This is a genomic window from Methylobacterium sp. 190mf, assembly GCF_900107945.1.
GTDB lineage: Bacteria > Pseudomonadota > Alphaproteobacteria > Rhizobiales > Beijerinckiaceae > Methylobacterium.
Genome location: NZ_FNVI01000010.1, coordinates 146,879 through 169,858 on the forward strand (window position 1 = coordinate 146,879; position 22,980 = coordinate 169,858).

Here is a 22,980-nt window from a genome sequence, read left to right on the forward strand (position 1 = left end):
GTCACCATCTTTCACGGCGATGCCGCCCGCAGTGCTTCCGCACTGGCGGGCTTTTTGCGTTCTGAAGGATTGCATGGGCCTCAGCCATCACCGCATCGGAATCCTGTTCTCCGCGGACGGACCCTACGGTCTCGTCGGGCGGGCGATGCTGAACGGCGCGCTCCTGGCGGTCGACGAGGTGAACGCGCGGGGCGACTGCGTCCTGGAGCCGGTGATCCGCGATCCGCAGGGCGCCCTCGCGGGCTACGTCGCCGGCGCCGAGCGGCTCCTCGACGCGGGGATCCGCCACGTCGTCGGCTGCTACACTTCGTCGAGCCGCAAGGAGATCATCCCGATCTTCGAGAAGCGGGATGCCCTGCTCTGGTACCCGTCGCATTACGAGGGCTTCGAGACCTCGGCGAACGTGGTCTACACCGGGGCAGCGCCGAATCAGCACATCGTCCCGCTGGTGCGGCACCTGCTCGCCCGGGGCGGCCGCACGGCCTTCTGCGTCGGCTCCAACTACATCTGGGCCTGGGAGAACAACCGGATCCTGCGGGAGACGCTGGCAATCGCCGGCGGCGACGTCGCGGGCGAGCGCTACCTCGCGGTGGGCGAGACCGCCTTCGATCAGGTGATCGCGGCGATCCTGGCCGCGAAGCCGGACTTCGTCTTCAACACGCTGATCGGCATCTCGGCGTACCGGTTCTTCCGCGACTTCCGGAGTGCCTGCGCGGCGCGCGGCATCGACCAGGCGCGGACCATGCCGGTGGCGAGCTGCAGCCTCGCCGAGCCGGAACTGGAGGCGATCGGGCCGGAGGCGGTCGACGGCCACCTGTCCTCCAGCGTCTACTTCACGTCGATAGATACGCCCCGCAACCGCGCCTTCATGGCGGCCTACGCGGCGCGTTTCCCCGAAGGCCCGACCCCCTCGGCGGATGCGGAATCCTCGTACATCGCGGTGCATCTCCTGGCGCGGGCGCTGGCGCGGGCCGGGACCGAGGATGCCGCGACGGTGCGCCGGGCGGCCTGCGCCGACGCGTTCGAGGCGCCCCAGGGACCGGTGCGCCTCGACGAGACGACCCTCCACGCCTGCCTGACCCCCCGGATCGGCCTCTCGACGGCGGCGGCCCGCTTCACCATCGTGGCGCAGGCCGAGGAGCCGGTCGCGCCGGACCCCTACCTGGTGCGCAGCGATCCGCGCGTCGTGCCGGTGAGCCGGCGCCCGCGCCTGAAGGTGGTGCCATGACGACACCCCGGCTGATCCAGAATTTCAGCGGCGCGCAGGCCCTGCTGATCGCGCCGCCGAGCACCGCCACGGACGTCCTGGCGAGCACCCTGATGAAGCTCGGGCTCACCGTGGCCTCGGTCGTCCCGGCCGGCGAGGCGCCGTGGCTCGATTTCGAGATCCTCGACCCCGAGCACCACATCGTCATCGTGGACGGCGACCTGCCGCTGCCCGGCCTCGCGGCGAGCGCCGTGCCCGACCTGCCGCCGGTCCCGGTGGTCGGGCTCGTGGGCGTCGAGGCGCCGAGCCGCCTCAAGGGGCTGCTCCAGCTCGGCGCGACCGGCCTGCTGCGCAAGCCGATCCACGGCGCCTCTGTCTACGCCGCCCTGTTCCTGGCGGTGAACGAGCACAACCGGCGCCGTCTCCTCGAAGAACGGCTTGCCCGCCTCGAGGAGCGGAGGCGCGGCCGGCGCCACGTCGTCAAGGCGATCCTCCGGCTGATGCAGGAGCACGGCCTCGACGACGACGCGGCCTACGAGACGCTGCGGCGTGACGCCATGCGCGCCCGGCAGCCCCTGGAAGCTTACTGCGAGGCGCTGGTCCGCGCCCGTCCGTCGGTCACGGCGCCTGCCGCCGCGCCGCGGCATGCCCGATCCTGAAGGTCTGTCGCAACCCCGAGAACGAGGACGCCATGATGCCGAGAACGCCCCGCGGATCCCGACTGCCCGCCCTCGCGGCCGCCCTGCTCGCGGGCGCATCCCTGGCCGCCCCCGCGGCGCGCGCCGCCGACCCGATCAAGCTCGGCGTCCTCGAGGACCAGTCCGGCGACTTCGCGGTCGCCACCATCGGCAAAGTCCACGGCATCCAGCTCGCCGCGGACGAGATCAACGCCGCGGGCGGCATCGCCGGGCGCAAGCTGGAGCTCGTGATCTACGACACGCAGTCCGACAACACGCGCTACCAGGAATTCATGCGCCGGGTGCTCCAGCGCGACAAGGTCAACGCCGTCTTCGCGGGCTTCTCCAGCGCGTCCCGCGAGGCCTACCGGCCGATCGTCGACCAGCTCGACGGCTTCGCCTTCTACAACAACCAGTACGAGGGCGGCGTCTGTGACGGCCACATGGTCGTCACGGGCGCGGTGCCGGAGCAGCAGTTCTCGACGCTGATCCCGTGGATGATGGAGAAGTTCGGCAAGCGGGTCTACACGATCGCGGCCGACTACAATTTCGGTCAGATCTCGGCCGAGTGGGTGCGCAGCATCGTCAAGGAGAACGGCGGCGAGATGGTCGGGGAAGAATTCATCCCCCTCGGCGTGTCGCAATTCTCGCAGACGATCCAGAACATCCAGAAGGCCAAGCCCGACATCCTGATGACGCTGCTCGTCGGGACGGCGCAGGCCTCCTACTACGAGCAGGCGGCGGCCGCGAACCTGAAGGTGCCGATGGGCTCCTCGGTCAATATCGGCCAGGGCTACGAGCACAAGCGCTTCCAGCCCCCGAGCCTCGCCAACATGTACGTGACCACGAACTACATCGAGGAGGTCGACAGCCCGTCGAGCAAGGCCTTCCTGGCCAAGTGGAAGGCGAAGTTCCCGAACGAGCCGTACGTGAACCAGGAGGCCGAGAACTCCTACCTCGCGGTCTACCTCTACAAGCAGATGGTGGAGCGGGCGAACGGCTCGACCAAGCGCGCCGACCTGCGCAAGGTCATCGCGGCGGGGGACGTCTGCGTGGACGCGCCGGAGGGCAAGGTCTGCATCGACCCGAAGAGCCAGCACGCCTCCCACACGATCTACCTCGCGAAGGTCGACGAGAAGCACGCGATCTCCTTCCCGAAGACCTGGGACAACATCCAGCCCTACTGGCTCGGGAAGGCCGGCTGCGACCTGACGCAGAAGGATCCGATGGCGCAGTACACGCCGAGCAACCCGCCGAAGCCCTGAGCCGCCGGGACGGACATCCGCGCGCCGCGGCCCCGGGCCGGAGACGACGCGACATCGCCGGGGCCGAGGCCCCGGCCCACAGCCATCACGATCGGGCCTCCGGATGGATCTGCTGACTCACGCCTTCACGTTCCTCTACCAGATCGGCGACGCGTTCTCGTTCCTGGTCCTCTCCGCCTGCGGCCTCGCGGTGGTGTTCGGCATGATGGGCGTGATCAACCTCGCGCACGGTGAGCTGATCATGTGCGGCGCCTACGTCACGGCGGCGACCACGCGGGCCGGGCTGCCGCTGCCGCTGGGCATCCTGGCCGGCGCGCTCACGGCCGGGGCCGTCGGCATGGTGATGGAGCGCCTCGTCATCCGCCACCTCTACGGTCGGCCCCTCGACACGATCGTGGCGACCTGGGGCATCAGCCTCGCGGCGACGCAGGGCACGCTGATCCTGCTGGGCTCCAGCATGCCGGGGATCGGCACGCCGCTCGGCAGCTTCACGGTCGGCGGCTACTCCTACTCGACCTACCGCGTGGTGCTGATGGTCGCCGCCGTCGCGGTGCTGGCCGGGCTCTACCTCGCCTTCAACGCCACCCGCTTCGGGACGCTCGCCCGCGCCACCATCCAGGTGCCGCACATGGCCGAGGCCCTCGGCGTCGACACGCGCACCGTCTACGCGCTGACCTTCGGCCTCGGCGCGGCGCTGGCGGGCCTCGCGGGCGGGCTCTACGCGCCGACCATGACCATCGTGCCGACCATGGGGACGACCTTCATCATGGAGGCTTTCGTCACCGTGGTGGTCGGCGGCGCCGACATCTTCCTCGGCACGGCGCCGGCGGCCCTCGTGCTCGGCACCGTGCGGGCGCTGCTCACGACGTGGCAGGGCCAGCTCTTCGGACAGATCGGCCTCCTCGTCGCGGTGATCCTGGTGATCCGGGTGCTGCCGCGGGGCATCTCGGGGCTGATCCTGCGCGAGCGGGCCTGAGGCCGTGGCGATGATTCCGGTGATGACTCGGGCGATGACCTTGCTCCGGCGCCTCGAGGGCCCGCAGACCCTGGGGCGCGGCCCGGCCTTCTGGACCGCCTTCGCCCTCGCGGTCGCCGCCGCGGTGGCCTACCCGTGGTTCGCGGACGGCTACACGGTCGGCAACACGGCGTACTTCTTCTGCTGGGTGTTCATGGCGCTCGGCCTGTGCCTGATCTGGGGCTACGGCGGCGCGCTCAGCTTCGGCCAGACCGCCTTCTTCGGCCTCTCCGGCTACGCCTACGGCGTGCTCACCCTCAACGTCGGCGCCGCCTACGGCTTCACCCTGGCGGCCGTTGTGCTGGCGGTGGCGCTCTCGGCCGTGATGGCGGCGCTCCTCGGCTACTTCCTGTTCTTCGGCCGGATCGGCGGCGTCTTCCTCGGCATCATCACCCTGTCAGTGACGCTCGCCCTGGAGCGCTTCATGGCGCAGACCGCCGGCCCGGAATGGAAGATCGGGGCGGCGCGGCTCAACGGCTACAACGGCATGAGTGGCATGCCGCCCCTGACCGTGCCGTGGCTCGACGGCGACGTCGTGCTGTTTCCCGACGTCGCCCTCTACTACGGCCTCCTGGGCCTCCTGATCGTCGTCTACCTCGCGCTGCGCATTCTGGTGAACGCCCGGTTCGGCAACGTGCTGGTGGCGATCCGCGAGAACCCGGAGCGGGCCGAGATGCTCGGCTACGACGTGCGGCGCTACCAGCTCGCCGCCTTCGTGATCGGCTCGGCCCTCGCGGGGCTGAGCGGCACCCTCTACACCGCCTGGGGCCAGTACATCACGCCCTCCAGCATGGGCCTCACCGCCGCCGCGCTGCCGGTGATCTGGGTCGCGGTCGGCGGCCGTGGCGACCTGACGGCCACGCTCGTCGGCACGCTCGTGGTCCTCGGCGGCTTCCAGGCGCTGACGATCTACGGCAGCCAGTACGCCCTGGTGGTGATGGGCCTGCTCCTCGTCGTGGTGGTGCTGGCCGCGCCTGACGGCCTCGTGGTGGCGGCCATGCGCGGGCTCGGGCGCCTGCGCGGCCGGGAGGCCGGCCGATGAACCCGCTCCTCGAGACCCGCGACCTCAGCAAGCATTTCGGCGGGCTGCACGTCACCAACGACGTGAACTTCGCCCTCGCGGCGGGGGAGATCCACTGCCTGATCGGGCCGAACGGCGCCGGCAAGAGCACCTTCTTCCGCCTGCTGCTCGGCGAGTACGCGCCGGAGCGGGGACAGATCCTCTATGCTGGCGAGGACATCACCGCGCTCAAGCCCTTCGCGCGGATCCGCCGGGGCATGAGCGTCAAGTTCCAGGTGCCGGGCATCTTCCCGAGCCTGTCGGTGGCGCACAACCTGGAGATCGCCCTGCAGCACCATCTGGAGGGCGCTTCGCTCGGCGCCGAGATCCGCCGGCTGCTCGCCTTCCTCAACCTCACCGCCGCGGCCTCTGACCGGGCCGGCAACCTCAGCCACGGGCAGAAGCAGTGGCTGGAGATCGGCATGGCGATCAGCCTCAAGCCGCGCCTGCTCCTCCTCGACGAGCCGACCGCCGGGATGTCGCCGGACGAGACCTTCGCCACCGGCGCGATGGTGCAGGCGCTCAACCGCGACGGCGTCGCGGTGCTGGCCATCGAGCACGACATGGCCTTCGTCCGGCAGATCGCCCAGCGGGTGACCGTGCTCCATGTCGGGCGCATCTTCGCCCAGGGCACCACCGACGCGATCATCGCGGACGAGCGGGTCGCCGCGATCTACCTCGGGGAGGCGGACGCGCCGCCGCTGCGGAGCGTCGCCGATGCCTGAACCGCTCCTCGCGACGACCGGCCTGCGCGCCGGCTACGGCGGCAAGCCCGTGCTGCAGGGCGTCGACCTCGCGGTCCGGCCCGGCGAGATCGTGGCGGTGATCGGCCGCAACGGCGTCGGCAAGTCGACGCTGATGCGCAGCCTCGTCGGGCTGCTGCCCGCCTCCGCGGGCGGCATCGCGTTCCGGGGCGCTGCCGTGGAGGGGCTCGCCGCCCACCGGCGCGCCCGCCTCGGCATCGGCTACGTGCCCCAGGGCCGCGACGTCTTCCCGCGCATGAGCGTCGCCGACAACCTCACGGTCGGCGCGTCGCTGCTGCCGAAGGGGGAGCGGCCGGATTACGAGCGCGCCTTCGGGCCGTTCCCGATCCTGCGGGAGCGGCGCGGGCAGCGGGCGGGGACGCTCTCGGGCGGCCAGCAGCAGCAACTCGCCATCGGCCGCGTCCTCGTCGGCGGGCCCGCGCTGATCCTCCTCGACGAGCCCTCCGAGGGCATCCAGCCCTCGGTGGTGCAGCAGATCGGCCGCACCCTGGTCGATCTCAACCACCGCACCGGGGTGACGATCGTGTTCGTGGAGCAGAACCTCGACCTGATCCGCGCCATGGCCCAGCGCAGCTACGTCATGGACAAGGGCCGGATCGTCGCGGAGCTGACGGCCCGGGACCTCGACGACCGCGACCTCGTGCGGCGCCACCTCGCCGTCTGACGACACGGCAGACAACCCAGGGAGAGACGACCATGCAGTGGCTCGACCAGTCCATCATGGCCCGCAAGGGCGTCGCCGGCGGCAAGCCCGGCGGGGAGTACACGATCACCGAGGCCGAGCAGGGCCGCTACCACTACGTCTACGGGCCCTTCGCCGAGCCGCTGCTGACCGTCGATCCCGGCGCCGTCGTCACCGTCGAGACCCACGACGCCTTCGAGGGCAAGATCCGCCACGAGACCGACAGCCCGACGCAGATCCTGAACTTCCCCTACCTCAACCCGCAGAACGGGCCGATCTACGTCAACGGCGCCGAGAAGGGCGACTGCCTCGCGGTGGCGATCCGCTCGATCCGGCCGCGCGGCCCGCAGCCCTGCGGCACGACGCTGATCATGCCGGAATTCGGTGGCCTCGTCGCCACCGGCGACACCGCGCTTCTCAATCCGCCGCTCCCCGAGCGGGTGCGCAAGCTCGAGGTCACGGCCGAGAACGGCGTGCGCTGGAACGACCGGATCACGCTGCCCTACCAGCCGTTCATCGGCACGATCGGCACCTCGCCGGAGATCGAGGCGATCTCCTCGCTGCAGCCGGACTATTACGGCGGCAACATGGACCTGCCGGACGTGGGCGTCGGCGCGGTGATCTACCTGCCGGTGAACGCGAAGGGCGCGCTCCTCTACCTCGGCGACTGCCACGCCGCGCAGGGCGACGGCGAGCTCTGCGGCGTCGCGGTGGAGCACCCGACCCACACGACGGTGCAGATCGACCTGATCAAGGGCTGGACGTTCCGCTGGCCGCGGCTCGAGACCGAGGACTTCTACATGACGATCGGTTCGTCCCGCCCGATGGAGGACGCCGCGCGCATCGCCTACCGGGAGCTGGTCCGCTGGCTCGCGGCCGATTTCGGCTTCGACGAGATCGACGCCTACATGCTGCTCACGCAGTGCGGGCGCGTGCGGCTCGGCAACATGGTCGATCCGAAATACACGCTCGGCGCCTCGATCACGAAAGCGATCGCCCACGCCTGACCGGCGACGGAGGAGGACGGCATGGATCTCGGGCTCAGAGGCCGCCGGGCGCTGGTGACCGGCGGCACCAAGGGTATCGGCGGGGCGATCGTCGACCTGCTGGCCGACGAGGGGGCGGCGGTCGCCCTCTGCGCCCGCAACGCCGCGGAGGTCGCCGCCAAGGTGGCGGCCCTGCGCGCCCGGGGCGTGGCGGCGACCGGGCGCGCCGTCGATGTCGCCGACTCGGCCGCCCTGCGCGGCTGGGTCGCCGAGGCCGCGGAGGAGCTCGGCGGCCTCGACATCGTGGTGCCGAACGTCAGCGCGCTGGCGGTCGGCAGCGACGAGGCGGCGTGGCGCAGCGGTTTCGCGGTCGACATGATGGGCACCGTCTCGGCGGTCGAGGCGGCGATGCCGTTCCTCGAGCGCTCGGAGGCCGGCGCGATCGTCGTCATCTCCAGCGTCTCCGGCCGCGAGATCGACTTCGCGGCCGGTCCCTACGGCGCCTTCAAGGCGGCGCTGATCCACTACGCGCAAGGGCTGGCCTTCCAGCTCGCGCCGCGGAACATCCGCGCCAACTCGGTCTCGCCCGGCAACACCTACTTCGCGGGCGGCGTCTGGCACCAGATCGAGACCGGCAACCCGGCGCTGTTCGCCGAGGCGCTCCGGCTGAACCCGACGGGACGGATGGCGCGGCCGGAGGAGGTGGCCCGCGCGGCCGTGTTCCTGGCGAGCCCGGCGGCGAGCTTCATCACCGGCACCAACCTCGTGGTCGACGGCAGCCTGACCCGCGGCGTGCAGTTCTGACTCCGCCGACAGGCGTCGCCGTCCGGGGGGCGCCTGCGGCAGTCGAAGCACGCGCGGCACATTCGATACGCAAGTTCGGCGACGAAGTCTGGAGATCGCGAGGATCCACCACACTTGCGACGCATTTCGGCCGCTCTCGGCTCTGTAAGGACAAGCTTGCCAGGTGCGCTGGCACGCGGCACTCTCGAGCTTGGCCGTTCGCGCGGGAAAGGCACGCCGCGCGGTCGCGCCGGGCTGCAGGACAGGGAAGTCCAGGGCGATGATGACGGACGATCGCATGGCCGGCGGCCTCGACGGGCGCGGGCATCCGGAGCGCGAGGCCGGGCGTCTGAGCCGCCGGTCGTTCCTGGCCGGCTCGGCCCTGGGGATCGGCGCCCTCTCGCTCGGCGGGTGCGGGACGACCGACACCCTGCTCATGGCCGAGGCGGCGAAGACCTACGGGCCGATGCCGAACGAGAAGTTCCCGATCCCGGCGGTCGACGTCAGCAAGGTCAACCCGAAATACTACCGGCGGACGGTCCAGTACGCCTCGTCGGAGGCGCCCGGCACGATCGTGGTCGATCCCGCCAACTACTACGTCTACCGCATCGAGGGTGACGGCACCGCAACCCGCTACGGCGCCAATGTCGGCCGCCAGGGCTTCCTGTGGAACGGGAACGCCTATGTCGGCCGCAAGTCCGAGTGGGCGACCTGGACCCCGCCCAAGGAGATGATCCGGCGCCAGCCCGAGGCCGCGAAATACGCCCGCGGCATGCCGGGCGGCCTCGACAACCCGCTCGGCGCCCGCACGCTGCACCTGTACCAGAACGGCGCCTACACGCTCTACACGATCTACGCCAGCAGCGACGCCGAATCGATCGGCACGGGCATCACCAGCGGCTGCGTCGGCCTGCTCAGCCAGGACATGATCCACCTCTACGCGCGCACGCCGGTGAAGACCAAGGTGGTCGTGCTGCCGGCCTGAGGGCGGGCAGCGCCCGCGCCGTCCCCGCTTCCCGGCGGCCCCGACATCCTGCAGGATCGGGTTCGCTGACGTCCGACAGCGCGCCGGGAGCGCCCGCATGGCCTACGCGACGACGATCGAAGGCACACGCTTCACTTTCCCCGACCTGCGCAGCCTGCTCGCCAAGGCCACGCCGGAGCGCTCGGGCGACCAGCTCGCCGGCCTCTGCGCCGACGGGCCGGTGGAGCGCCTGGCCGCGCAGATCGCCCTCGCGGACCTGCCGCTCAAGACCTTCCTGGCCGAGGAGCTGATCCCCTCCGATCAGGACGAGGTCTCGGACCTCATCGCCCGCCGGCACGACGCGGCCGCCTTCGCGTTGGTCTCCGCCCTCACGGTCGGCGCCTTCCGCGAGTGGCTGCTCTCCCCCGCCGCCGACGCAACGGCGCTCGCCGCCCTGTCGCCCGGCCTCACGCCCGAGATGGTCGCGGCGGTCTCCAAGATCTGCCGGCTGCAGGACCTCGTCGCCGTCGCCGCCAAGCGGCCGGTGGTGACGCGATTCCGCTCGACCATCGGCCTGCCCGGCCGGCTCGCGACCCGCAACCAGCCCAATCACCCGACCGACTCGTCCGAGGGCATCCTGATCTCGGCCCTCGACGGCCTGCTGATGGGCTCCGGCGACGCGGTCATCGGCGTCAACCCGGCCACCGATTCCCTCCCCGACTACATCCGCATCGTCGAGCTCCTGGAGACCCTGCGGCTGCGCCTCGACGTGCCGACCCAGCACTGCTGCCTCGGCCACGTCACGGTGGCGATCGAGGCCATGGCGCGCGGGGCGCCCGTCGATCTCGTGTTCCAGTCGGTGGCGGGCTCGCAGAAGGCCAATGCCGGCTTCGGCGTCGATCTCGCCGTCCTGCGCGAGGCCTCCGAGGCGGCCCGGTCGCTGGGCCGCTGCCCGGCGGGCGGTCAGTTCATGTATTTCGAGACCGGGCAGGGTTCGGCCCTCTCCGCGGACGCCAACTGGGGCGTCGATCAGCAGACCATGGAGGCGCGCGCCTACGCGGTGGCGCGGGAGTTCGACCCGCTGCTCGTCAACACGGTCGTGGGCTTCATCGGTCCCGAGTACCTCTACGACGGCAAGCAGATCATCCGCGCCGGACTCGAGGACCACTTCTGCGGCAAGCTGCTCGGCCTGCCGATGGGCGTGGACGTCTGCTACACCAACCATGCCGACGCCGACGGCGAGGACATGGACGCCCTCCTTACCCTCTTGTGCGCGGCCGGCGTCAACTTCGTCATCACCGTGCCGGGGGCAGACGACGTGATGCTGAACTACCAGTCATTGTCGCACCACGACGCTGTCTACGCCCGCGAGACCCTGGGTCGCCGTCCGGCCCCGGAATTCGAGGCGTGGCTGCGGGCCGTGGGCATCACGGACGGGCAGGGCAGGCTGGCCAGCGCGACGGGCGCGCTGCCCCCGGCCCTGGCGGAGGCGTCCCGACTCCTGCCTGGGCGGGCCGCGTGAGCGGCGAGCCGGCCCGTCTGGGCCCCCCGACGCTGCGCGACTTGCGCGGGCTGACCCAGGCGCGCATCGCGCTCGGCGCGCACGGCGCTGGCCTGCCGACCGGCGCGGCGCTCGCCTTCGGGCTCGACCATGCCCGCGCCCGCGAGGCGGTGTGGACGCCCCTCGACGCGGCCGCGATCCGCGAAGGGCTGCGGGCGCAGGGCCTCGACGCGGTGGAGGTCCGCTCCGCCGTGGCCGACCGGGCGGAGTACCTGCGCCGGCCGGACAGGGGCCGCACCCTCGATCCGGACTCCGGGTCGGTGCTCGACGGGCACGGGCCGGGCTTCGACGTGGCGATCGTGATCGCGGACGGGCTGTCGGCGACGGCCGTCGCGCTGAACGCGGTCCCGGCGGCGGCGGCGCTGGCAGCGCGGGTGTGGCAGGCCGGCTGGCGCCTCGCGCCGGTGGTCGTCGCGAGCCAGGGACGTGTAGCGATCGGCGATCCGATCGGGGCGCGACTCGGGGCGCGCTGCGTCGTGGTTCTGATCGGGGAGCGGCCGGGTCTGTCGGCCTCCGACAGCCTGGGCTGCTACGTCACGTTCGGCCCGGCGCCGGGGCTGCCCGATTCCCGGCGGAACTGCATCTCGAACATCCGGGAGGGCGGCCTGGCGGTCGAGGCGGCCGCCGGGCAGATGGAGGCGCTGCTACGGGCGATGCTGGCCCAGGGCACCAGCGGCGTCGCGCTGCGCCGGGACGATCCCGCAGACCCGAAGGCGCTGCCGGACGCGCGGGACTGACCGCTCGGACGACCCGGGCGGACGTCACGCGCGCTCCGCGGACGGGCTGCAGCCGAAATGGGACCGGTAGCAGCGGGCGAAATGGGCCGCGCTCGTGAAGCCGCAGGCCGTCGCGATCTCCCCGATCCTGAGCGGGCTCTGGCGCAGAAGGCGGCGTCCGTGGGCGAGGCGAATCGCCCTGTACTGGGCCGAGAAGCTGAGCCCGAGCTTGTCGAGGAACAGCCGGTCGAGGTGGCGCGGGCTGATCGCCGCGAGGCGCGCCATGGCGAGGCGGCCGAGCGGCGCCTCCACGGTCTTCTCCATCGTCTCCAGCACCGCCAGCAGAGCCGGATGGTGGATTCCGTAGCGCTCGACCGCGGAGGCCCGCTGCGGGTCGTCGGCGGCGCCGATGGCGGTGTGGAGGAACCAGTCGGAGACGCGCCGGGCGAAGGCCTCGCCCATGCGTTCGGCGATCAGGGCGTGGGCCATCTCCAGGGGCGCGACGCCGCCGCCGCAGGTCAGGCGATCGCCGTCGGCGACGTAGCGCGCCCGGCTCAGGCGCGCCTCCGGGAAGGTCTCGACCGTGGCACCGGCATATTCCCAGTGGAGCGTGAACGCGCGATCGGCCAGCAGGCCCGCTTCGGCCATCAGGTAGGGACCGCCCGAGATGCCGCCGATGCGGACGCCGAGTCGGGCCATCCGCCGCAGGGTCGCGTGGATCTCGGGCCTGTCCCACCCGGTCGGCTCGCCGCCCGCGCAGACGAAGAGGGTGTGGAGGTGGCCGCGCTGGCGCGGCAGCGCCTCGGTGGGGACCTCGGCGCCCGACGAGGCGGCCACCCGGCCCTCCGACTCGCCGAAGTAGCGCAGGCGGTAGAGCGGCCGCCCGGCAAGTTCGTTGGCCGCCCGGAACGGCTCGCACCCCGAAGCGAAGGACAGCAGCGCGAAGCCGGGCACGAGGATGAAGCCGATCTCCTGTGGGCGATCCCCGGTCTCCGCCTCCATCTCGGACGCCCCCTCCGCTCCTCGATGGCTCAAACGTGCAGGAAACCGTCCGTTTCAGTCAAACGCCCGCCTCGGCATTGATCATGCTGTGTGCCGTTACCCCGTCCCGCGCGAGATCGCTTCCGGATGCCTCGACCTGCCGATCTTCCTCCGTTCCGCGCCGCCGCGGCGGCCCGTCCCGGAATCGAGCGGGAGTGTCGGCCGTGAGCCGCCGCTACGACGTCGCCGTGCTGGGTCTCGGCGCGATGGGCAGCGCCGCGCTCTACCAGCTGGCGAAGCGGGGCGCCGCGGTCATCGGGCTCGACCGCTTCGCGCCGCCCCACGCGCTCGGGTCGAGCCACGGCGAGACGCGGATCACCCGTCAGGCGGTCGGTGAGGGCGCCGACTACGTCCCCTTCGTCACCGCCTCGCACCGCATCTGGCGCGAGCTGGAGGCCGAGACGGGCGAGACCCTGCTGAACGCCTGCGGGGCGCTCGTCATGGCCCCGGGCCACGGCGTCTCCTCACACCACGGCAAACCGGACTTCGTGGGCCGGTCCATCAGCGCCGCGGAGGGCGCCGGCATCGTCCACGAGGTGCTGACAGGGGCGGAGGTGGCCCGCCGCTTCCCGCAATTCCTGAACCTCGCGGGCGACGAGAAGGCCTATTACGAGCCGGGCGGCGGCTACGTGTTCCCGGAGCGATGCCTCGCGGCGCAGCTCGGCCGCGCGGGTGCCGCGGGCGCCGAGATCCGCACCAACTGCACGGTGGTCGGGCTGCAGCAGGACGGGAGCGGCGTCCGCATCGAGACGGCGGAGGAGACCATCCTGGCCGACCGCGCCGTCGTGGCCGCGGGCGCCTGGACGGCCCCCCTGCTCGGGAGCCCCTTCGACCGGCTCCTGACCGTCCGTCGCCAACTGCTGCACTGGTACGCGCTCGCGGACGAGACCGCCTACGGGCCGCACGCGCCGGTCTTCATCTGGATGTACGGGACGAGCGACACGGAATACCTCTACGGCTTCCCGCCGCTCGACGGGTCCATCAAGGTCGCGACGGAGCAGTACAGCACCACCACCACCGCCGACGGGGTGGAGCGCCGCGTCGATCCGTCGGAATCCGACGACATGTACCGGCTGCGCGTCGCGAACCGGCTGGCCGGCGCGACCCCGGAGGTCGTCCAGGCCGCCGCCTGCGTCTACACGGTGACCCCCGACCGCGGCTTCATCATCGACCGGCATCCCGCGATGGAGCGGATCCTGGTCGTCTCCGCCTGCTCGGGGCACGGCTTCAAGCACTCGGCCGGCATCGGCGAGGCCGTCGCCGCGGAGCTGGCTGGGACCGGTAGCACCGTCGATCTCAAGCCCTTCGCTCTGGCACGTTTCAGTTGATGCGCCGGCCAATGGCTCGTGGATTGCTTGAAACCATGCCAAGATCCGTCGACCCGAGCAGGAAAGATCCGATGCGTCTCACCGTCCGCACCCTTCTGACCACCGGTGCGCTGGCCGCGCTCGCGGCGTTCTCGACCGTCGCGCTGCCCGGCCGGGCCACGGCCGCCGACGGCGTCGACGCGATCAAGAAGCGCGGAACGCTGATCGTCGGCGTGAAGGCGGATTACAAGCCGTTCGGCTTCCGCGACCCGAGCGGGACCATCATCGGCCTGGAGCCCGACCTCGCCGCCGACCTCGCCAAGCGGCTCGGCGTGAAGCTCGAGCTCGTGCCGGTCGTCTCGGCCAACCGGATCGAGTTCCTGCAGCAGGGCAAGGTCGATCTGCTGATCGCCACCCTGTCGGACAAGCCGGAGCGCCGCCGCGTGGTGCAGGCGATCGACCCGAACTACTATTCCGACTTCGTGAACGTCCTGCTGCCCAAGTCGTCCGGCATCACCGACTGGGCGCAGCTCAAGGGCAAGCCGCTCTGCGCCACCTCGGGCGCCTGGTACAACAAGGACGTCGCGCGGACCTACGGGGCGGAGATCGTCGCCTTCGACGGGTCCGAGAAGCCGCTCTTCGCGCTCAAGCAGGGCAACTGCATCGGCTACGTCTACGACCAGAGCATGCTGCAGGGTAAGCTGCTCGACGACGACTGGAAGGCCAACTACGCGCTGCCGCTCAAGGGCATCCTCGACGCCCCGTGGATGATGGCGGTGGCGCAGGGCAACACCACGCTCCAGGCCGCGGTCGAGGACGCCACCAAGGACTGGATGAAGACCGGCTTCATCGTCAACGAGGAGAAGAAGTGGGGCATCGAGCCGACCGCTTACTCGAAGGCGATGCACGAGAAGTACAAGAACGCGACCAACTGATGCGGTTCTGCGCGACAACACCGAGCGTTAGCCCGCGATGATCGCCACGATCCAGGCGTGGTTCCAGCAGCTCTACGAGACCACGGGCTTCAACTTCACGGTCTTCTACGATCCCTACGACTGGGACCGGTACGTGGCCGGCCTGCGGATGACGCTGCTCCTCGGGATCAGCACGATCCTGGCGAGCCTCGTCATCGGCGCCGTCGGCGCGCTCCTGCAGAGCGGGCCGTCGCGCGTCCTGCGGGCGCTGGTCAACGGCTTCGTGGTGGTCTTCCGCAACACGCCGCCGCTGGTGCAGATCTTCTTCTTCTACTTCGGCCTCGGGACGCTGCTCCCGGACATCCGCTCGGCCGACGGCCTGCGCGCCCCGATCCTCAACAACGTCCAGTGGGCGATCATCTCGCTGTCGCTGTTCGCGGGCGCGTTCAACGTGGAGATCTTCCGCTCCGGCATCGAGGCGGTGCCGCGGACCACGGTCGAGGCCGCGGAGGCCCTGGGCTACACCCGCTTCAAGGCCTACCGGTACGTCGTCCTGCCGCTGGCCCTGCGGGTCTGCCTGCCGGCGCTCAACAACAACCTGATCAACCTCCTCAAGACCACCACGCTGGCCTACGCCATCGCGGTCCCGGAGACGCTGTACGCGGTCAAGCAGATCTGGTCCGAATCGCAGAACGTGCTGGAGATGATGCTGGTGCTGCTCGCGACCTACGCGGTCCTCGTCGGCGTGCTCGTCTGGATCATGCACCGCTGGGAACGCGCCCTGCGGATCCCGGGATACGGCCGATGAAAGCTGCCGATCCGCGGGGCGGCCGACCGGGCGACCTGCCGGTGCTGCTGCCCTTCGCGCTCCCGAGGGACCGCGCGGCGGCGCGCCTGCGCCCGGCCCATCTCTGGCTGCTCACCGCGCTCGCCCTCGTCGCCGTCCCGGCTCGGGCGCAGGGCGGGGCCGCCGCGCTGTCGCCGCTGGAGGTGGTGATCAAGTGGGCGCCCCTCCTGCTCACGGGCTTCGCCTTCAACGTCGCGATCTCGCTGATGGCGATGGCGATCGGGACGGTGGCGGGCATCGGGCTCGGTCTGGCCATGCTGGCGGAGGGCCGGGTCCTGCCCCGTCTCGCGTGGTGCGCCACGCAGGTCTTCCGCAACGTGCCCTGGCTGGTCCTGCTGTTCTTCGTGATGTTCCTGGTCCCGTTCCAGGTCACTGTGTTCGGCGTCCGCGTGCCGCTGCCCGACTGGGTCAAGGCGACCTTCGGCTTCAGCCTGCCGGTCATGGCCAACGTCGCCGAGATCGTCCGCGGTGCGGTGCGCTCGGTGCCCAACACCCAGTGGGAGGCCGCCGAATCCCTGGCCTTCACCCGGCGCCAGACGATGTGGCGCATCATCCTGCCCCAGTGCGCGAAGCGCATGCTGCCGCCCTGGATGAACGTCTACTCGCTCATCGCGATGGCCACCGTGCAGGCCTCCATCGTCGGCGTCACCGAGATGCTGACGCTGACCGCGCAGGTGCACGCCGCCGAGGGCGGCCGCCCCGAGCTGTTCGCGCCGCTCTACGGCTTCGCGCTGCTCTGCTTCTTCCTCTACTGCTACCCGATCGACCGGTTCACCGCCGCCCTGGAACGCCGCTTCGAGACCCGCTGAGACCATGACGCGCGCGATCCTGGCCGCCACCCCGTCCCCGAGCTGGACCCCCGATCAGCCGATCGTCCGCGTCGTCGACGTGCACAAGTCGTTCGGGTCGTTCGAGGTGCTGAAGGGGATCAGCTTCGACGTCCGCAAGGGCGAGGTCGTCTGCATCATCGGCCCCTCGGGCTCGGGCAAGTCGACGCTGATCCGCTGCGTCAACGCCCTGGTGCCGGTGAGCGCCGGCTCGATCCAGGTCGAGGGGATCGACGTCACCGATCCGCGGCTCGACAAGCTGGCGCTGCGCCGCAAGGTCGGCATGGTGTTCCAACAGTACAACCTGTTCCCGCACAAGACCGCGCTGCAGAACGTGATGATGGCCCCCATCCACGTCCTGGGTCAGGAGAAGCGCGAGGTCGAGTCCCGGGCGCGGGCGCTCCTCGCCAAGGTCCGGCTCGCCGGCAAGGAGAACGCCTATCCGGGCGAATTGTCGGGCGGCCAGCAGCAGCGCGTGGCCATCGCCCGCTCGCTGGCGATGCGGCCGGACGTGATGCTGTTCGACGAGGTCACCGCCGCCCTCGATCCGGAGACGGTCAAGGAGGTGCTGGTGACGATCCGGGAACTCGCCGAGGAGGGCATGACCTGCATGCTCGTCACGCACGAGATGAACTTCGCCCGTGACGTCGCCGACCACATCTACTTCACCGACCGCGGCGTCATCGTCGAGCACGGCCCGCCCGCGACCTTCTTCGCCTCCGCCCAGGACGAGCGCACGCGCCGGTTCCTGTCGCAGGTGCTCTGAGCCCGCCGGGGTCAGGGCCGCGTCAGCGCGGCGCGGCCTCCCGCGCCACGATGTGGTCGGCGATCGCCCCGGCGGTGGTGAGCCAGATGGCGTCGCGGCGGTCTGCGATGTGCCGGAGCGCCTGCCGCAGGGGCCGCAGCCGGTGCGGGCGCCCGACGATGTAGGGATGGAGCGCGATGCCCATCACCAGCGGCGCGCCCCGAGACTGCTCCAGCATTTCTTCGAAGGCGTCGACGATGGCTTCGGCGAACTGGCGGCCCGTCTCCTTGCGGGCGACGATCGCGGGGATGTCGTTGAGTTCCTGCGGGTAGGGCACCGTCAGGATGCGGCCGCCGCCGCGGGTCTTGAACCAGGTCGGCTGGTCGTCGTGGTCCCAGTCGAGCAGGTAGCGGTACCCGGCCTCGGCGAGGAGATCGGGCGTCACCCGCGACTGCGAGATCCACGGCCCGAGCCACCCGGCGGGGGGGCGGCCCTCCCGCGCGGCGATCTCGCGGGTCGTCTCGGCGATCAGGGCCCGCTCCGCGTCCTCGTCGAGGGTACCCTGCCGCTCGGCGTTGGTGCGTCCGTGGCCGACGATCTCGTCGCCCCGCGCCCGGAACGCCTCGATCAGCCCGGGGCAGTCCCGGTAGAGGTTGCTGTTGACGAGCACGCTCGCCGGCATCGCCAGAGCGTCCAGCATCTCGGCGATCCGCCACGCGCCGACCCGGTTGCCCCAGTCGCGCCACGCGTAGTTGAGCACGTCCGGCTGCGGGCCGCCGGGCGCCAGCTCGGCGCCCAGGCCCTCGCCGAACGCGAAGGTCTCGAGGTTCAGCCCGACATAGACGGCCAGCCGCTTGCCCTCCGGCCAGTCGTAGACCGGGCGGTCGGGGAGGGCGCTGTAGCCGTAGCGACCGTGTCCGGCATTCGTGTACATCAGAGCCCCCGTTACGCCGCACCGAGATAGGCCGCTTCCAGCCCCTTGTCCGCCGACAGCTCCGCGGCGGTTCCGCGCGCGACGACCCGGCCCTGCTCCAGCACGTAGCCGCGGTCGGCGACCGTGAGGGCCAGCGCCGCCATCTGGTCCACGATCAGGATGGTGACGCCCTCGTCGCGCAGCTCGGCCACGGTCGCGTAGAGGGCGTTGATCATCGCCGGGGCGAGGCCCAGCGACGGCTCGTCGAGGAGCAGGATGCGCGGGTGCGCCATCAACCCGCGGGCGATGGCCAGCATCTGCTGCTCGCCGCCGGAGAGCAGGCCCGCCCGGCTCGCCGCCCGGTCGCGCAGCCGCGGGAACCGGTCGAGCAGGCGCTCGACCTCGGCCGGGTCGATCGGCGACCCGCGCCCGAAGGCGCCGAGGCGGATGTTCTCGACGACGGTGAGCTCCGGGAAGACCTGCCGCCCCTCTGGCACCAGGACGAGGCCGCCGCGGGCGATCCGGTGGGCGGGCAGCGCGTCGACGCGCCGGTCGTCGAACACGACCGATCCCGCGACCGGGCGCAGCAGCCCCGCCAGCGCCCGCATCGCCGTGGACTTGCCGGCCCCATTCGCGCCCAGGAGCGCGACGGTCTCGCCGGGCCGCACGTCGAGATGGACGCCGTCGAGGACGGGCGCGGCGCCGTAGCCGGCGGTCAGGTCGAGGACCGAGAGGACGGCGTCCGCCGGTCCCTGCCACGGCGCGCTCCGCGGCCGGGCCGGGGTGTCGGCGCCGCCGAGATACGCGCGCAGCACCGCCGGGTCGCGCCGGATCTCAGCGGGCGTGCCGCGCGCGATCGGGCGGCCGGCATCCATGACGAGGATGTGGTCGGAGATGCCCATCACCAGCGGCATGTCGTGCTCGACCAGCACCACCGCGACGCCGCTGTCGGCGATCCGGCGGATCAGCCGGGCCAGCCGGTCGGTGTCGGCCCGCGACAGGCCGGCGGCGGGCTCGTCGAGGAGTAGCACCGCGGGGCTGCCGGCGAGCGCTCGAGCGATCTCCACGAGCCGCCGGTCGACGTGGGGCAGCTCGGCGGCCGGGCGGTCGAGGGCGCCCCGGTAGCCGACGAAGGCGAGGAGCGCGGCGGCCGTCGCGCGGTCCCGCGCCCGCGCGCGGCGCCACAGCCGGCCCGGCGCGAGGCCGAGGGCGACGTTGTCGGCCACCGGCAGCGAGCCGAACAGGCGCGTGGTCTGATAGGTGCGCGCGATGCCGGCGCGGGCGACGACGTGGGCCGGCCGCCCGGCGAGGTCGCGCCCGCCCAGCCGGATCGCCCCGGCGCTCGGGCGGTAGAAGCCCGAAACCATGTTGAGCACGGTGGTCTTGCCGGCCCCGTTCGGGCCGATCACGCTGGTGACGGCCGCCGGCCGCGCCGTGAGGTCGACGCCGTCCGCCGCCGTGATGCCGCCGAAGCGGATGCCGAGGCCCTCGAGGACGAGGGCCTCGCGCGCCGCCGTGCCGGGCAGCGGCACCTCCTCGCCCTCGGCGGCGGCCGGCGCGTCCCGGCCCCGGGGCAGCAGGCGGGCGAGGCTGCCGACCAGCCCCGAGGGCACCAGCCACAGCACCGCGAGGGTCGCGACGCCGAAGAACAGCAGGCGGTACTCGGCGAGGCCGGACAGCGCCTCCGGCAGCAGCACGGTGACGAGGGCCCCGAGGAGCGGGCCGAGCACCGTGCCGGCGCCGCCGACGATCACCGAGAGGACGAACAGGATCGACTGCGAGAACGGGAACGAGCTCGGCGCGATGAACAGCATCAGCGGCGGCAGGACAGCCCCCGCGAGGCCGGTCAGGGCGGCGGAGATCGCGAAGGCCAGGGTCTTCACCCGGACCGGGTCGAAGCCCAGAGCCGCCGCGGCGACGTCGGCGTCGCGCACGGCGCGCATCGCCCGGCCGAGGCGGCTGCGGGCGAGGATGTCGAACCCGGCGAGGCTCGCCCCGGCGGCGAGCACCGCCAGCACCGCGAGGCCGGCCGGCGAGAGCGGCTCGCCGAGGAGGCTCGGCGCGTCGGTCACAACGAGGCCGTTCTGGCCGCCGGTCAGCTCGCCGCCCTCGATCAGGCCGTGCTCGACGATGAAGCCGAAGGCGATCGTCAGCATGGCGAGGTAGGGGCCCTTCACCCGCATCGCCGGCACCGCCACGAGGCCGCCGACGAGCGCCGCGATCAGGGCCGCCGCCGGGAGCGCCAGCCAGAAGCTGACGCCGTGGAGCGTCAGGATCGCGCTCGCGTAGGCGCCGATCGCGTAGAAGCCGGCCTGGCCGAAAGAGATCAGCCCCGTCAGGCCGAGGAGCACGTTGAGGCCGACGCCCGCGACCGTGGTCAGCGCCATGAGGGCGATCACGAAGTGGCTGTAGCCGGCGGTCAGCGCCACGAGGCCGAGCGCGGCGGCGGTGAGGCCGGCGATGCCGAGCCGCATCGCCGGGCCTGAGCGCAGGTACGGCATCGCGTCAGACCTTGTTGACCGCGGCGCGGCCGAGCAGGCCGTCGGGGCGCAGGGTGAGGGCCAGGATGATCACCGAGAACACCACGAGCTGCGTGTAGGTCGAGCCCAGGGTCGCGGTGACGCCGGCCTCGACGAGGCCGTAGAGCAGCCCCGCCAGGATCACCCCGGTGGCGGAACCGATGCCGCCGAGGATCGCGACCGCGAAGGCCTTGATGCCGAACAGCGTGCCGAGCTCGGCCGAGACCGAGAAGAGCGGCGCGATCAGCAGGCCCGCGATGCCGGCGAGCACTGCCGAGAGCGCGAAGGCGCAGGCCACGGTGCGGCGCACGTCGATCCCCATCAGCCGGGCGGCGTCGGCGTTCTGCGCCACGGCGAGCAGGACGCGGCCGAGATCGGTCTTCCGGAACACCGTGCGGATCGCGAAGGCAAGGGCGATCCCGACCACCGGGATCACGAGCTGCAGCGGGTAGATGCCGGTCCCGAGAATCTCCACCGGCTTCGTGGCCAGCGGCGAGGGCAGGCTGCGCGGCTCCTTGCCGAAGGTGAACAGCACGGTGTTGTCGAGCACGATGCCGCCCGCCACCGTCGCCAGGAGCCACGCGTCCGAGCCGCGCGCAACGAACGGGCGGACCAGCGCCCGCTCGACCACGAGGCCGAACAGGGCGCAGCCGGCGAGCGCCAGGACGATCGCGGCCGGCATCGGCCAGCCGAGGGTGACGCCGAGCGCGTAGGCCAGGACCGCGCCCAGGGTGACGACGCTCCCCTGCGCGAAGTTCACGGTCCCCGACACCGCGTAGGTCACGTGGAAGCCCAGGGCCACGAGCCCGTACATGCTGCCGAGGCCGAGGCCGCTGACGAGGATGGAGGTCAGCATCGCCGGGCTCAGTTGGTCACCGCGACGATCTCACCGTCCTTGAAGCGGGTGAACACGTAGTCGTTCGGCCCGAGCGCGTCGTGCTGGCCGGGCGTGAAGGGCGTGGCGTAGGTTTTGATCAGGCCCGGATAGGTGCCGATCTTGTAGAAGCCGTCGCGGACCTTCGGGCCCTCGGTGGAGCCGGCGGCCTGGATGGCGAGGGCCAGCAGGTGCGTCGCGTCGTAGGCGTTGGCGATGCCGACGGCGGGGGTGACATCGGCCATCGACTTGATCGCCGGGTACTTGGCCTTGAGCGCGTCGAGCACCGCGCTCGCCTTCGGCGACGCGTTGCCCGCGAAGGTGAAGGTCTGGATGAAATGGACCTTGCCGGCGCTCGGGCCGGCGAGCTCGTCGAAGCGGCCGCCCGCCGGGCCCCAGTGCGAGACGACCGGCACCGACCAGCCCATCCGGTCCAGCGACTTCACCACCTGGGCCGAGGGCCCGACATTGCCGACGAGGAACAGCGCGTCGGCCCCGGCCTCCTTCAGCCGGGACAGCTGGGGCACCATGTCGACGTCGTTGGCCTCGTACTTCTCGATGCCCGCCGCCGGGAGGTTGGCCGCCTGCAGGGCGTCCTTGAGGCCCTTCTGGTTCGACTCGCCCCAGGCGTTGTTGACGAGGATCATGCCGGGCTTCTTCGCCCCGTAGGTCTTCACCGCGTAGGCGACCAGCGCCTCGTCGACGAGGGCGTCGACCGCGGAGACCCGGAAGGCGTAGTTGTCGGCGGCGCCGTTGCGGGTGATGCCGGTGCCGGCCGCCCAGGGGCCGATGAACGGCACCTTCATCTGGTTGGCGATCGGCACGATCGCCATCGAGACCGGCGTGTCGAGGCCGCCGACCACCGCGACGACGCCGACCCGCTGGATCAACTCGCGGGTCGCCAGCACGCCCTTGGACGGGTTGGCCTCGTCGTCGCGGGCCACGAGCTCGAGGGGGCGTCCGAGGACGCCGCCCCTGGCGTTGATCTCGTCGATGGCGAGCCCGATCCCGCGGGAGATCGCCTCGCCGGATTTCGCGGACTGGCCGCTCAGGGCGGTCACGAGGCCGATCTTGACGGTGTCGGCCGCCTGCGCGGTCGAGACGGCGAGGCCGAGCAGCGCGCTCGTCGTCACCGCGAAGCGGCGCAGGGTCGGGGGCAGGAAGGAGGCCATGGCATGTCTCCGAGGGCGGGGCGCAGCCTGCTTTGCGCAACCTCCATGCCACCAGGAATTGGCCGCTTCGGCCGCTGCACAGACCGGTGCCTGTATCCTCGGAGGCAATCTGTGCTCAATCTGGCGTCAAAGTGCATACAC

The 22,980-nt window shown here is 71.6% G+C and carries 22 protein-coding genes; 17 read left to right on the top strand and 5 right to left on the bottom strand.

Annotated elements, in window-relative coordinates:
* The first annotated feature begins 73 nt into the window (after nucleotides 1-73).
* The 12 genes from C4T42_RS14050 to eutC all read left to right on the top strand — a co-directional run bounded on the left by C4T42_RS14050 (nucleotide 74) and on the right by eutC (nucleotide 11,701).
* A complete protein-coding gene (locus C4T42_RS14050) occupies nucleotides 74-1,228 on the top strand; it encodes a transporter substrate-binding domain-containing protein (RefSeq protein WP_103985243.1) in 1,155 nt (384 codons plus the stop codon).
* The gene (locus C4T42_RS14055) at nucleotides 1,225-1,866 is read left to right on the top strand and encodes a GAF and ANTAR domain-containing protein (RefSeq protein ID WP_103985244.1); all 642 of its coding nucleotides are present in this window, start codon (nucleotides 1,225-1,227) and stop codon (nucleotides 1,864-1,866) included. The genes C4T42_RS14050 and C4T42_RS14055 overlap by 4 nt, the downstream gene beginning before the upstream one ends.
* A 35-nt stretch (nucleotides 1,867-1,901) precedes the next feature.
* Nucleotides 1,902-3,149 carry an urea ABC transporter substrate-binding protein gene (locus C4T42_RS14060; RefSeq protein ID WP_181049167.1) on the top strand — a complete coding sequence of 416 codons (1,248 nt, stop codon included), beginning with the start codon at nucleotides 1,902-1,904 and terminating at the stop codon, nucleotides 3,147-3,149.
* 103 nt (nucleotides 3,150-3,252) lie between these two features.
* Nucleotides 3,253-4,125 (top strand): branched-chain amino acid ABC transporter permease, encoded by an 873-nt coding sequence (locus tag C4T42_RS14065; protein WP_103985246.1) that lies wholly within the window; start codon nucleotides 3,253-3,255, stop codon nucleotides 4,123-4,125.
* 22 nt (nucleotides 4,126-4,147) lie between these two features.
* The gene (locus C4T42_RS14070; RefSeq protein WP_103985270.1) at nucleotides 4,148-5,206 is read left to right on the top strand and encodes a branched-chain amino acid ABC transporter permease; all 1,059 of its coding nucleotides are present in this window, start codon (nucleotides 4,148-4,150) and stop codon (nucleotides 5,204-5,206) included.
* On the top strand, nucleotides 5,203-5,949 hold the full coding sequence (locus tag C4T42_RS14075) for an ABC transporter ATP-binding protein (protein ID WP_103985247.1): 747 nt from the start codon (nucleotides 5,203-5,205) through the stop codon (nucleotides 5,947-5,949). The genes C4T42_RS14070 and C4T42_RS14075 overlap by 4 nt, the downstream gene beginning before the upstream one ends.
* The gene (locus C4T42_RS14080) at nucleotides 5,942-6,652 is read left to right on the top strand and encodes an ABC transporter ATP-binding protein (RefSeq protein ID WP_091781230.1); all 711 of its coding nucleotides are present in this window, start codon (nucleotides 5,942-5,944) and stop codon (nucleotides 6,650-6,652) included. The genes C4T42_RS14075 and C4T42_RS14080 overlap by 8 nt, the downstream gene beginning before the upstream one ends.
* A gap of 32 nt (nucleotides 6,653-6,684) precedes the next feature.
* The gene (locus tag C4T42_RS14085) at nucleotides 6,685-7,677 is read left to right on the top strand and encodes an acetamidase/formamidase family protein (protein WP_103985248.1); all 993 of its coding nucleotides are present in this window, start codon (nucleotides 6,685-6,687) and stop codon (nucleotides 7,675-7,677) included.
* Nucleotides 7,678-7,698: 21 nt separating this feature from the next.
* Complete coding sequence (locus tag C4T42_RS14090) at nucleotides 7,699-8,460, top strand: SDR family NAD(P)-dependent oxidoreductase (RefSeq protein WP_103985249.1); 762 nt, start codon at nucleotides 7,699-7,701, stop codon at nucleotides 8,458-8,460.
* 259 nt (nucleotides 8,461-8,719) lie between these two features.
* The gene (locus C4T42_RS14095) at nucleotides 8,720-9,424 is read left to right on the top strand and encodes a L,D-transpeptidase (protein WP_042674768.1); all 705 of its coding nucleotides are present in this window, start codon (nucleotides 8,720-8,722) and stop codon (nucleotides 9,422-9,424) included.
* A gap of 97 nt (nucleotides 9,425-9,521) precedes the next feature.
* Nucleotides 9,522-10,925, top strand: coding sequence for an ethanolamine ammonia-lyase subunit EutB (locus tag C4T42_RS14100; RefSeq protein WP_103985250.1), 1,404 nt, complete (start codon nucleotides 9,522-9,524; stop codon nucleotides 10,923-10,925).
* Nucleotides 10,922-11,701 carry an ethanolamine ammonia-lyase subunit EutC gene (eutC, locus tag C4T42_RS14105; protein WP_020093107.1) on the top strand — a complete coding sequence of 260 codons (780 nt, stop codon included), beginning with the start codon at nucleotides 10,922-10,924 and terminating at the stop codon, nucleotides 11,699-11,701. The genes C4T42_RS14100 and eutC overlap by 4 nt, the downstream gene beginning before the upstream one ends.
* Before the next feature lie 24 nt (nucleotides 11,702-11,725).
* Here the strand turns inward: eutC and C4T42_RS14110 are convergent, their stop codons facing one another.
* Nucleotides 11,726-12,682, bottom strand: coding sequence for a GlxA family transcriptional regulator (locus C4T42_RS14110; RefSeq protein ID WP_020093108.1), 957 nt, complete (start codon nucleotides 12,680-12,682; stop codon nucleotides 11,726-11,728).
* Between the two features lie 203 nt (nucleotides 12,683-12,885).
* Here C4T42_RS14110 and solA point away from each other — a divergent pair, with 203 nt between their 5' ends.
* From solA to C4T42_RS14135, 5 genes are all read left to right on the top strand, one after another.
* Entirely contained in the window at nucleotides 12,886-14,049 is a 1,164-nt protein-coding gene (solA, locus tag C4T42_RS14115; protein ID WP_042674778.1) for an N-methyl-L-tryptophan oxidase, read from the top strand.
* A 71-nt stretch (nucleotides 14,050-14,120) separates the two neighbouring features.
* Nucleotides 14,121-14,963, top strand: a complete 843-nt coding sequence (locus C4T42_RS14120) for a transporter substrate-binding domain-containing protein (protein WP_020093110.1) — start codon at nucleotides 14,121-14,123, stop codon at nucleotides 14,961-14,963.
* A gap of 37 nt (nucleotides 14,964-15,000) precedes the next feature.
* Nucleotides 15,001-15,750: an amino acid ABC transporter permease gene (locus C4T42_RS14125; RefSeq protein ID WP_012320251.1), complete on the top strand. Its 750-nt coding sequence runs from the start codon at nucleotides 15,001-15,003 to the stop codon at nucleotides 15,748-15,750.
* On the top strand, nucleotides 15,747-16,598 hold the full coding sequence (locus tag C4T42_RS14130) for an amino acid ABC transporter permease (RefSeq protein ID WP_103985251.1): 852 nt from the start codon (nucleotides 15,747-15,749) through the stop codon (nucleotides 16,596-16,598). Before C4T42_RS14125 ends, C4T42_RS14130 begins: the two co-directional genes overlap by 4 nt.
* A gap of 4 nt (nucleotides 16,599-16,602) precedes the next feature.
* Nucleotides 16,603-17,382, top strand: coding sequence for an amino acid ABC transporter ATP-binding protein (locus tag C4T42_RS14135; protein WP_103985252.1), 780 nt, complete (start codon nucleotides 16,603-16,605; stop codon nucleotides 17,380-17,382).
* Between the two features lie 22 nt (nucleotides 17,383-17,404).
* On the opposite strand, the gene C4T42_RS14140 is transcribed toward C4T42_RS14135, so the two are convergent.
* From C4T42_RS14140 to C4T42_RS14155, 4 genes are read right to left on the bottom strand one after another with little or no spacing between them, the layout of a single operon-like run.
* Nucleotides 17,405-18,295 carry a polysaccharide deacetylase family protein gene (locus C4T42_RS14140; protein WP_103985253.1) on the bottom strand — a complete coding sequence of 297 codons (891 nt, stop codon included), beginning with the start codon at nucleotides 18,293-18,295 and terminating at the stop codon, nucleotides 17,405-17,407.
* 11 nt (nucleotides 18,296-18,306) lie between these two features.
* The gene (locus C4T42_RS14145; RefSeq protein WP_103985254.1) at nucleotides 18,307-20,775 is read right to left on the bottom strand and encodes a branched-chain amino acid ABC transporter ATP-binding protein/permease; all 2,469 of its coding nucleotides are present in this window, start codon (nucleotides 20,773-20,775) and stop codon (nucleotides 18,307-18,309) included.
* 4 nt (nucleotides 20,776-20,779) lie between these two features.
* Nucleotides 20,780-21,649, bottom strand: coding sequence for a branched-chain amino acid ABC transporter permease (locus C4T42_RS14150; protein WP_020093116.1), 870 nt, complete (start codon nucleotides 21,647-21,649; stop codon nucleotides 20,780-20,782).
* Between the two features lie 8 nt (nucleotides 21,650-21,657).
* A complete protein-coding gene (locus C4T42_RS14155) occupies nucleotides 21,658-22,839 on the bottom strand; it encodes an ABC transporter substrate-binding protein (protein WP_020093117.1) in 1,182 nt (393 codons plus the stop codon).
* Nucleotides 22,840-22,980: the final 141 nt, after the last annotated feature.

What these genes read in the sequence shown, in the direction of transcription:
- C4T42_RS14075 (WP_103985247.1), top strand. Translation starts at nt 5,203, where the DNA reads ATGAACCCGCTCCTCGAGACCCGCGACCTCAGCAAGCATTTCGGCGGG.
- C4T42_RS14050 (WP_103985243.1), top strand. Translation starts at nt 74, where the DNA reads ATGGGCCTCAGCCATCACCGCATCGGAATCCTGTTCTCCGCGGACGGA.
- C4T42_RS14155 (WP_020093117.1), bottom strand. Translation starts at nt 22,839, where the DNA reads ATGGCCTCCTTCCTGCCCCCGACCCTGCGCCGCTTCGCGGTGACGACG.
- C4T42_RS14090 (WP_103985249.1), top strand. Translation starts at nt 7,699, where the DNA reads ATGGATCTCGGGCTCAGAGGCCGCCGGGCGCTGGTGACCGGCGGCACC.
- C4T42_RS14085 (WP_103985248.1), top strand. Translation starts at nt 6,685, where the DNA reads ATGCAGTGGCTCGACCAGTCCATCATGGCCCGCAAGGGCGTCGCCGGC.
- C4T42_RS14140 (WP_103985253.1), bottom strand. Translation starts at nt 18,295, where the DNA reads ATGTACACGAATGCCGGACACGGTCGCTACGGCTACAGCGCCCTCCCC.
- C4T42_RS14070 (WP_103985270.1), top strand. Translation starts at nt 4,148, where the DNA reads ATGACTCGGGCGATGACCTTGCTCCGGCGCCTCGAGGGCCCGCAGACC.
- C4T42_RS14060 (WP_181049167.1), top strand. Translation starts at nt 1,902, where the DNA reads ATGCCGAGAACGCCCCGCGGATCCCGACTGCCCGCCCTCGCGGCCGCC.
- C4T42_RS14055 (WP_103985244.1), top strand. Translation starts at nt 1,225, where the DNA reads ATGACGACACCCCGGCTGATCCAGAATTTCAGCGGCGCGCAGGCCCTG.
- C4T42_RS14150 (WP_020093116.1), bottom strand. Translation starts at nt 21,649, where the DNA reads ATGCTGACCTCCATCCTCGTCAGCGGCCTCGGCCTCGGCAGCATGTAC.
- C4T42_RS14095 (WP_042674768.1), top strand. Translation starts at nt 8,720, where the DNA reads ATGATGACGGACGATCGCATGGCCGGCGGCCTCGACGGGCGCGGGCAT.
- C4T42_RS14065 (WP_103985246.1), top strand. Translation starts at nt 3,253, where the DNA reads ATGGATCTGCTGACTCACGCCTTCACGTTCCTCTACCAGATCGGCGAC.
- C4T42_RS14135 (WP_103985252.1), top strand. Translation starts at nt 16,603, where the DNA reads ATGACGCGCGCGATCCTGGCCGCCACCCCGTCCCCGAGCTGGACCCCC.
- C4T42_RS14080 (WP_091781230.1), top strand. Translation starts at nt 5,942, where the DNA reads ATGCCTGAACCGCTCCTCGCGACGACCGGCCTGCGCGCCGGCTACGGC.
- C4T42_RS14110 (WP_020093108.1), bottom strand. Translation starts at nt 12,682, where the DNA reads ATGGAGGCGGAGACCGGGGATCGCCCACAGGAGATCGGCTTCATCCTC.
- C4T42_RS14145 (WP_103985254.1), bottom strand. Translation starts at nt 20,775, where the DNA reads ATGCCGTACCTGCGCTCAGGCCCGGCGATGCGGCTCGGCATCGCCGGC.
- C4T42_RS14100 (WP_103985250.1), top strand. Translation starts at nt 9,522, where the DNA reads ATGGCCTACGCGACGACGATCGAAGGCACACGCTTCACTTTCCCCGAC.
- C4T42_RS14130 (WP_103985251.1), top strand. Translation starts at nt 15,747, where the DNA reads ATGAAAGCTGCCGATCCGCGGGGCGGCCGACCGGGCGACCTGCCGGTG.
- C4T42_RS14125 (WP_012320251.1), top strand. Translation starts at nt 15,001, where the DNA reads ATGATCGCCACGATCCAGGCGTGGTTCCAGCAGCTCTACGAGACCACG.
- C4T42_RS14120 (WP_020093110.1), top strand. Translation starts at nt 14,121, where the DNA reads ATGCGTCTCACCGTCCGCACCCTTCTGACCACCGGTGCGCTGGCCGCG.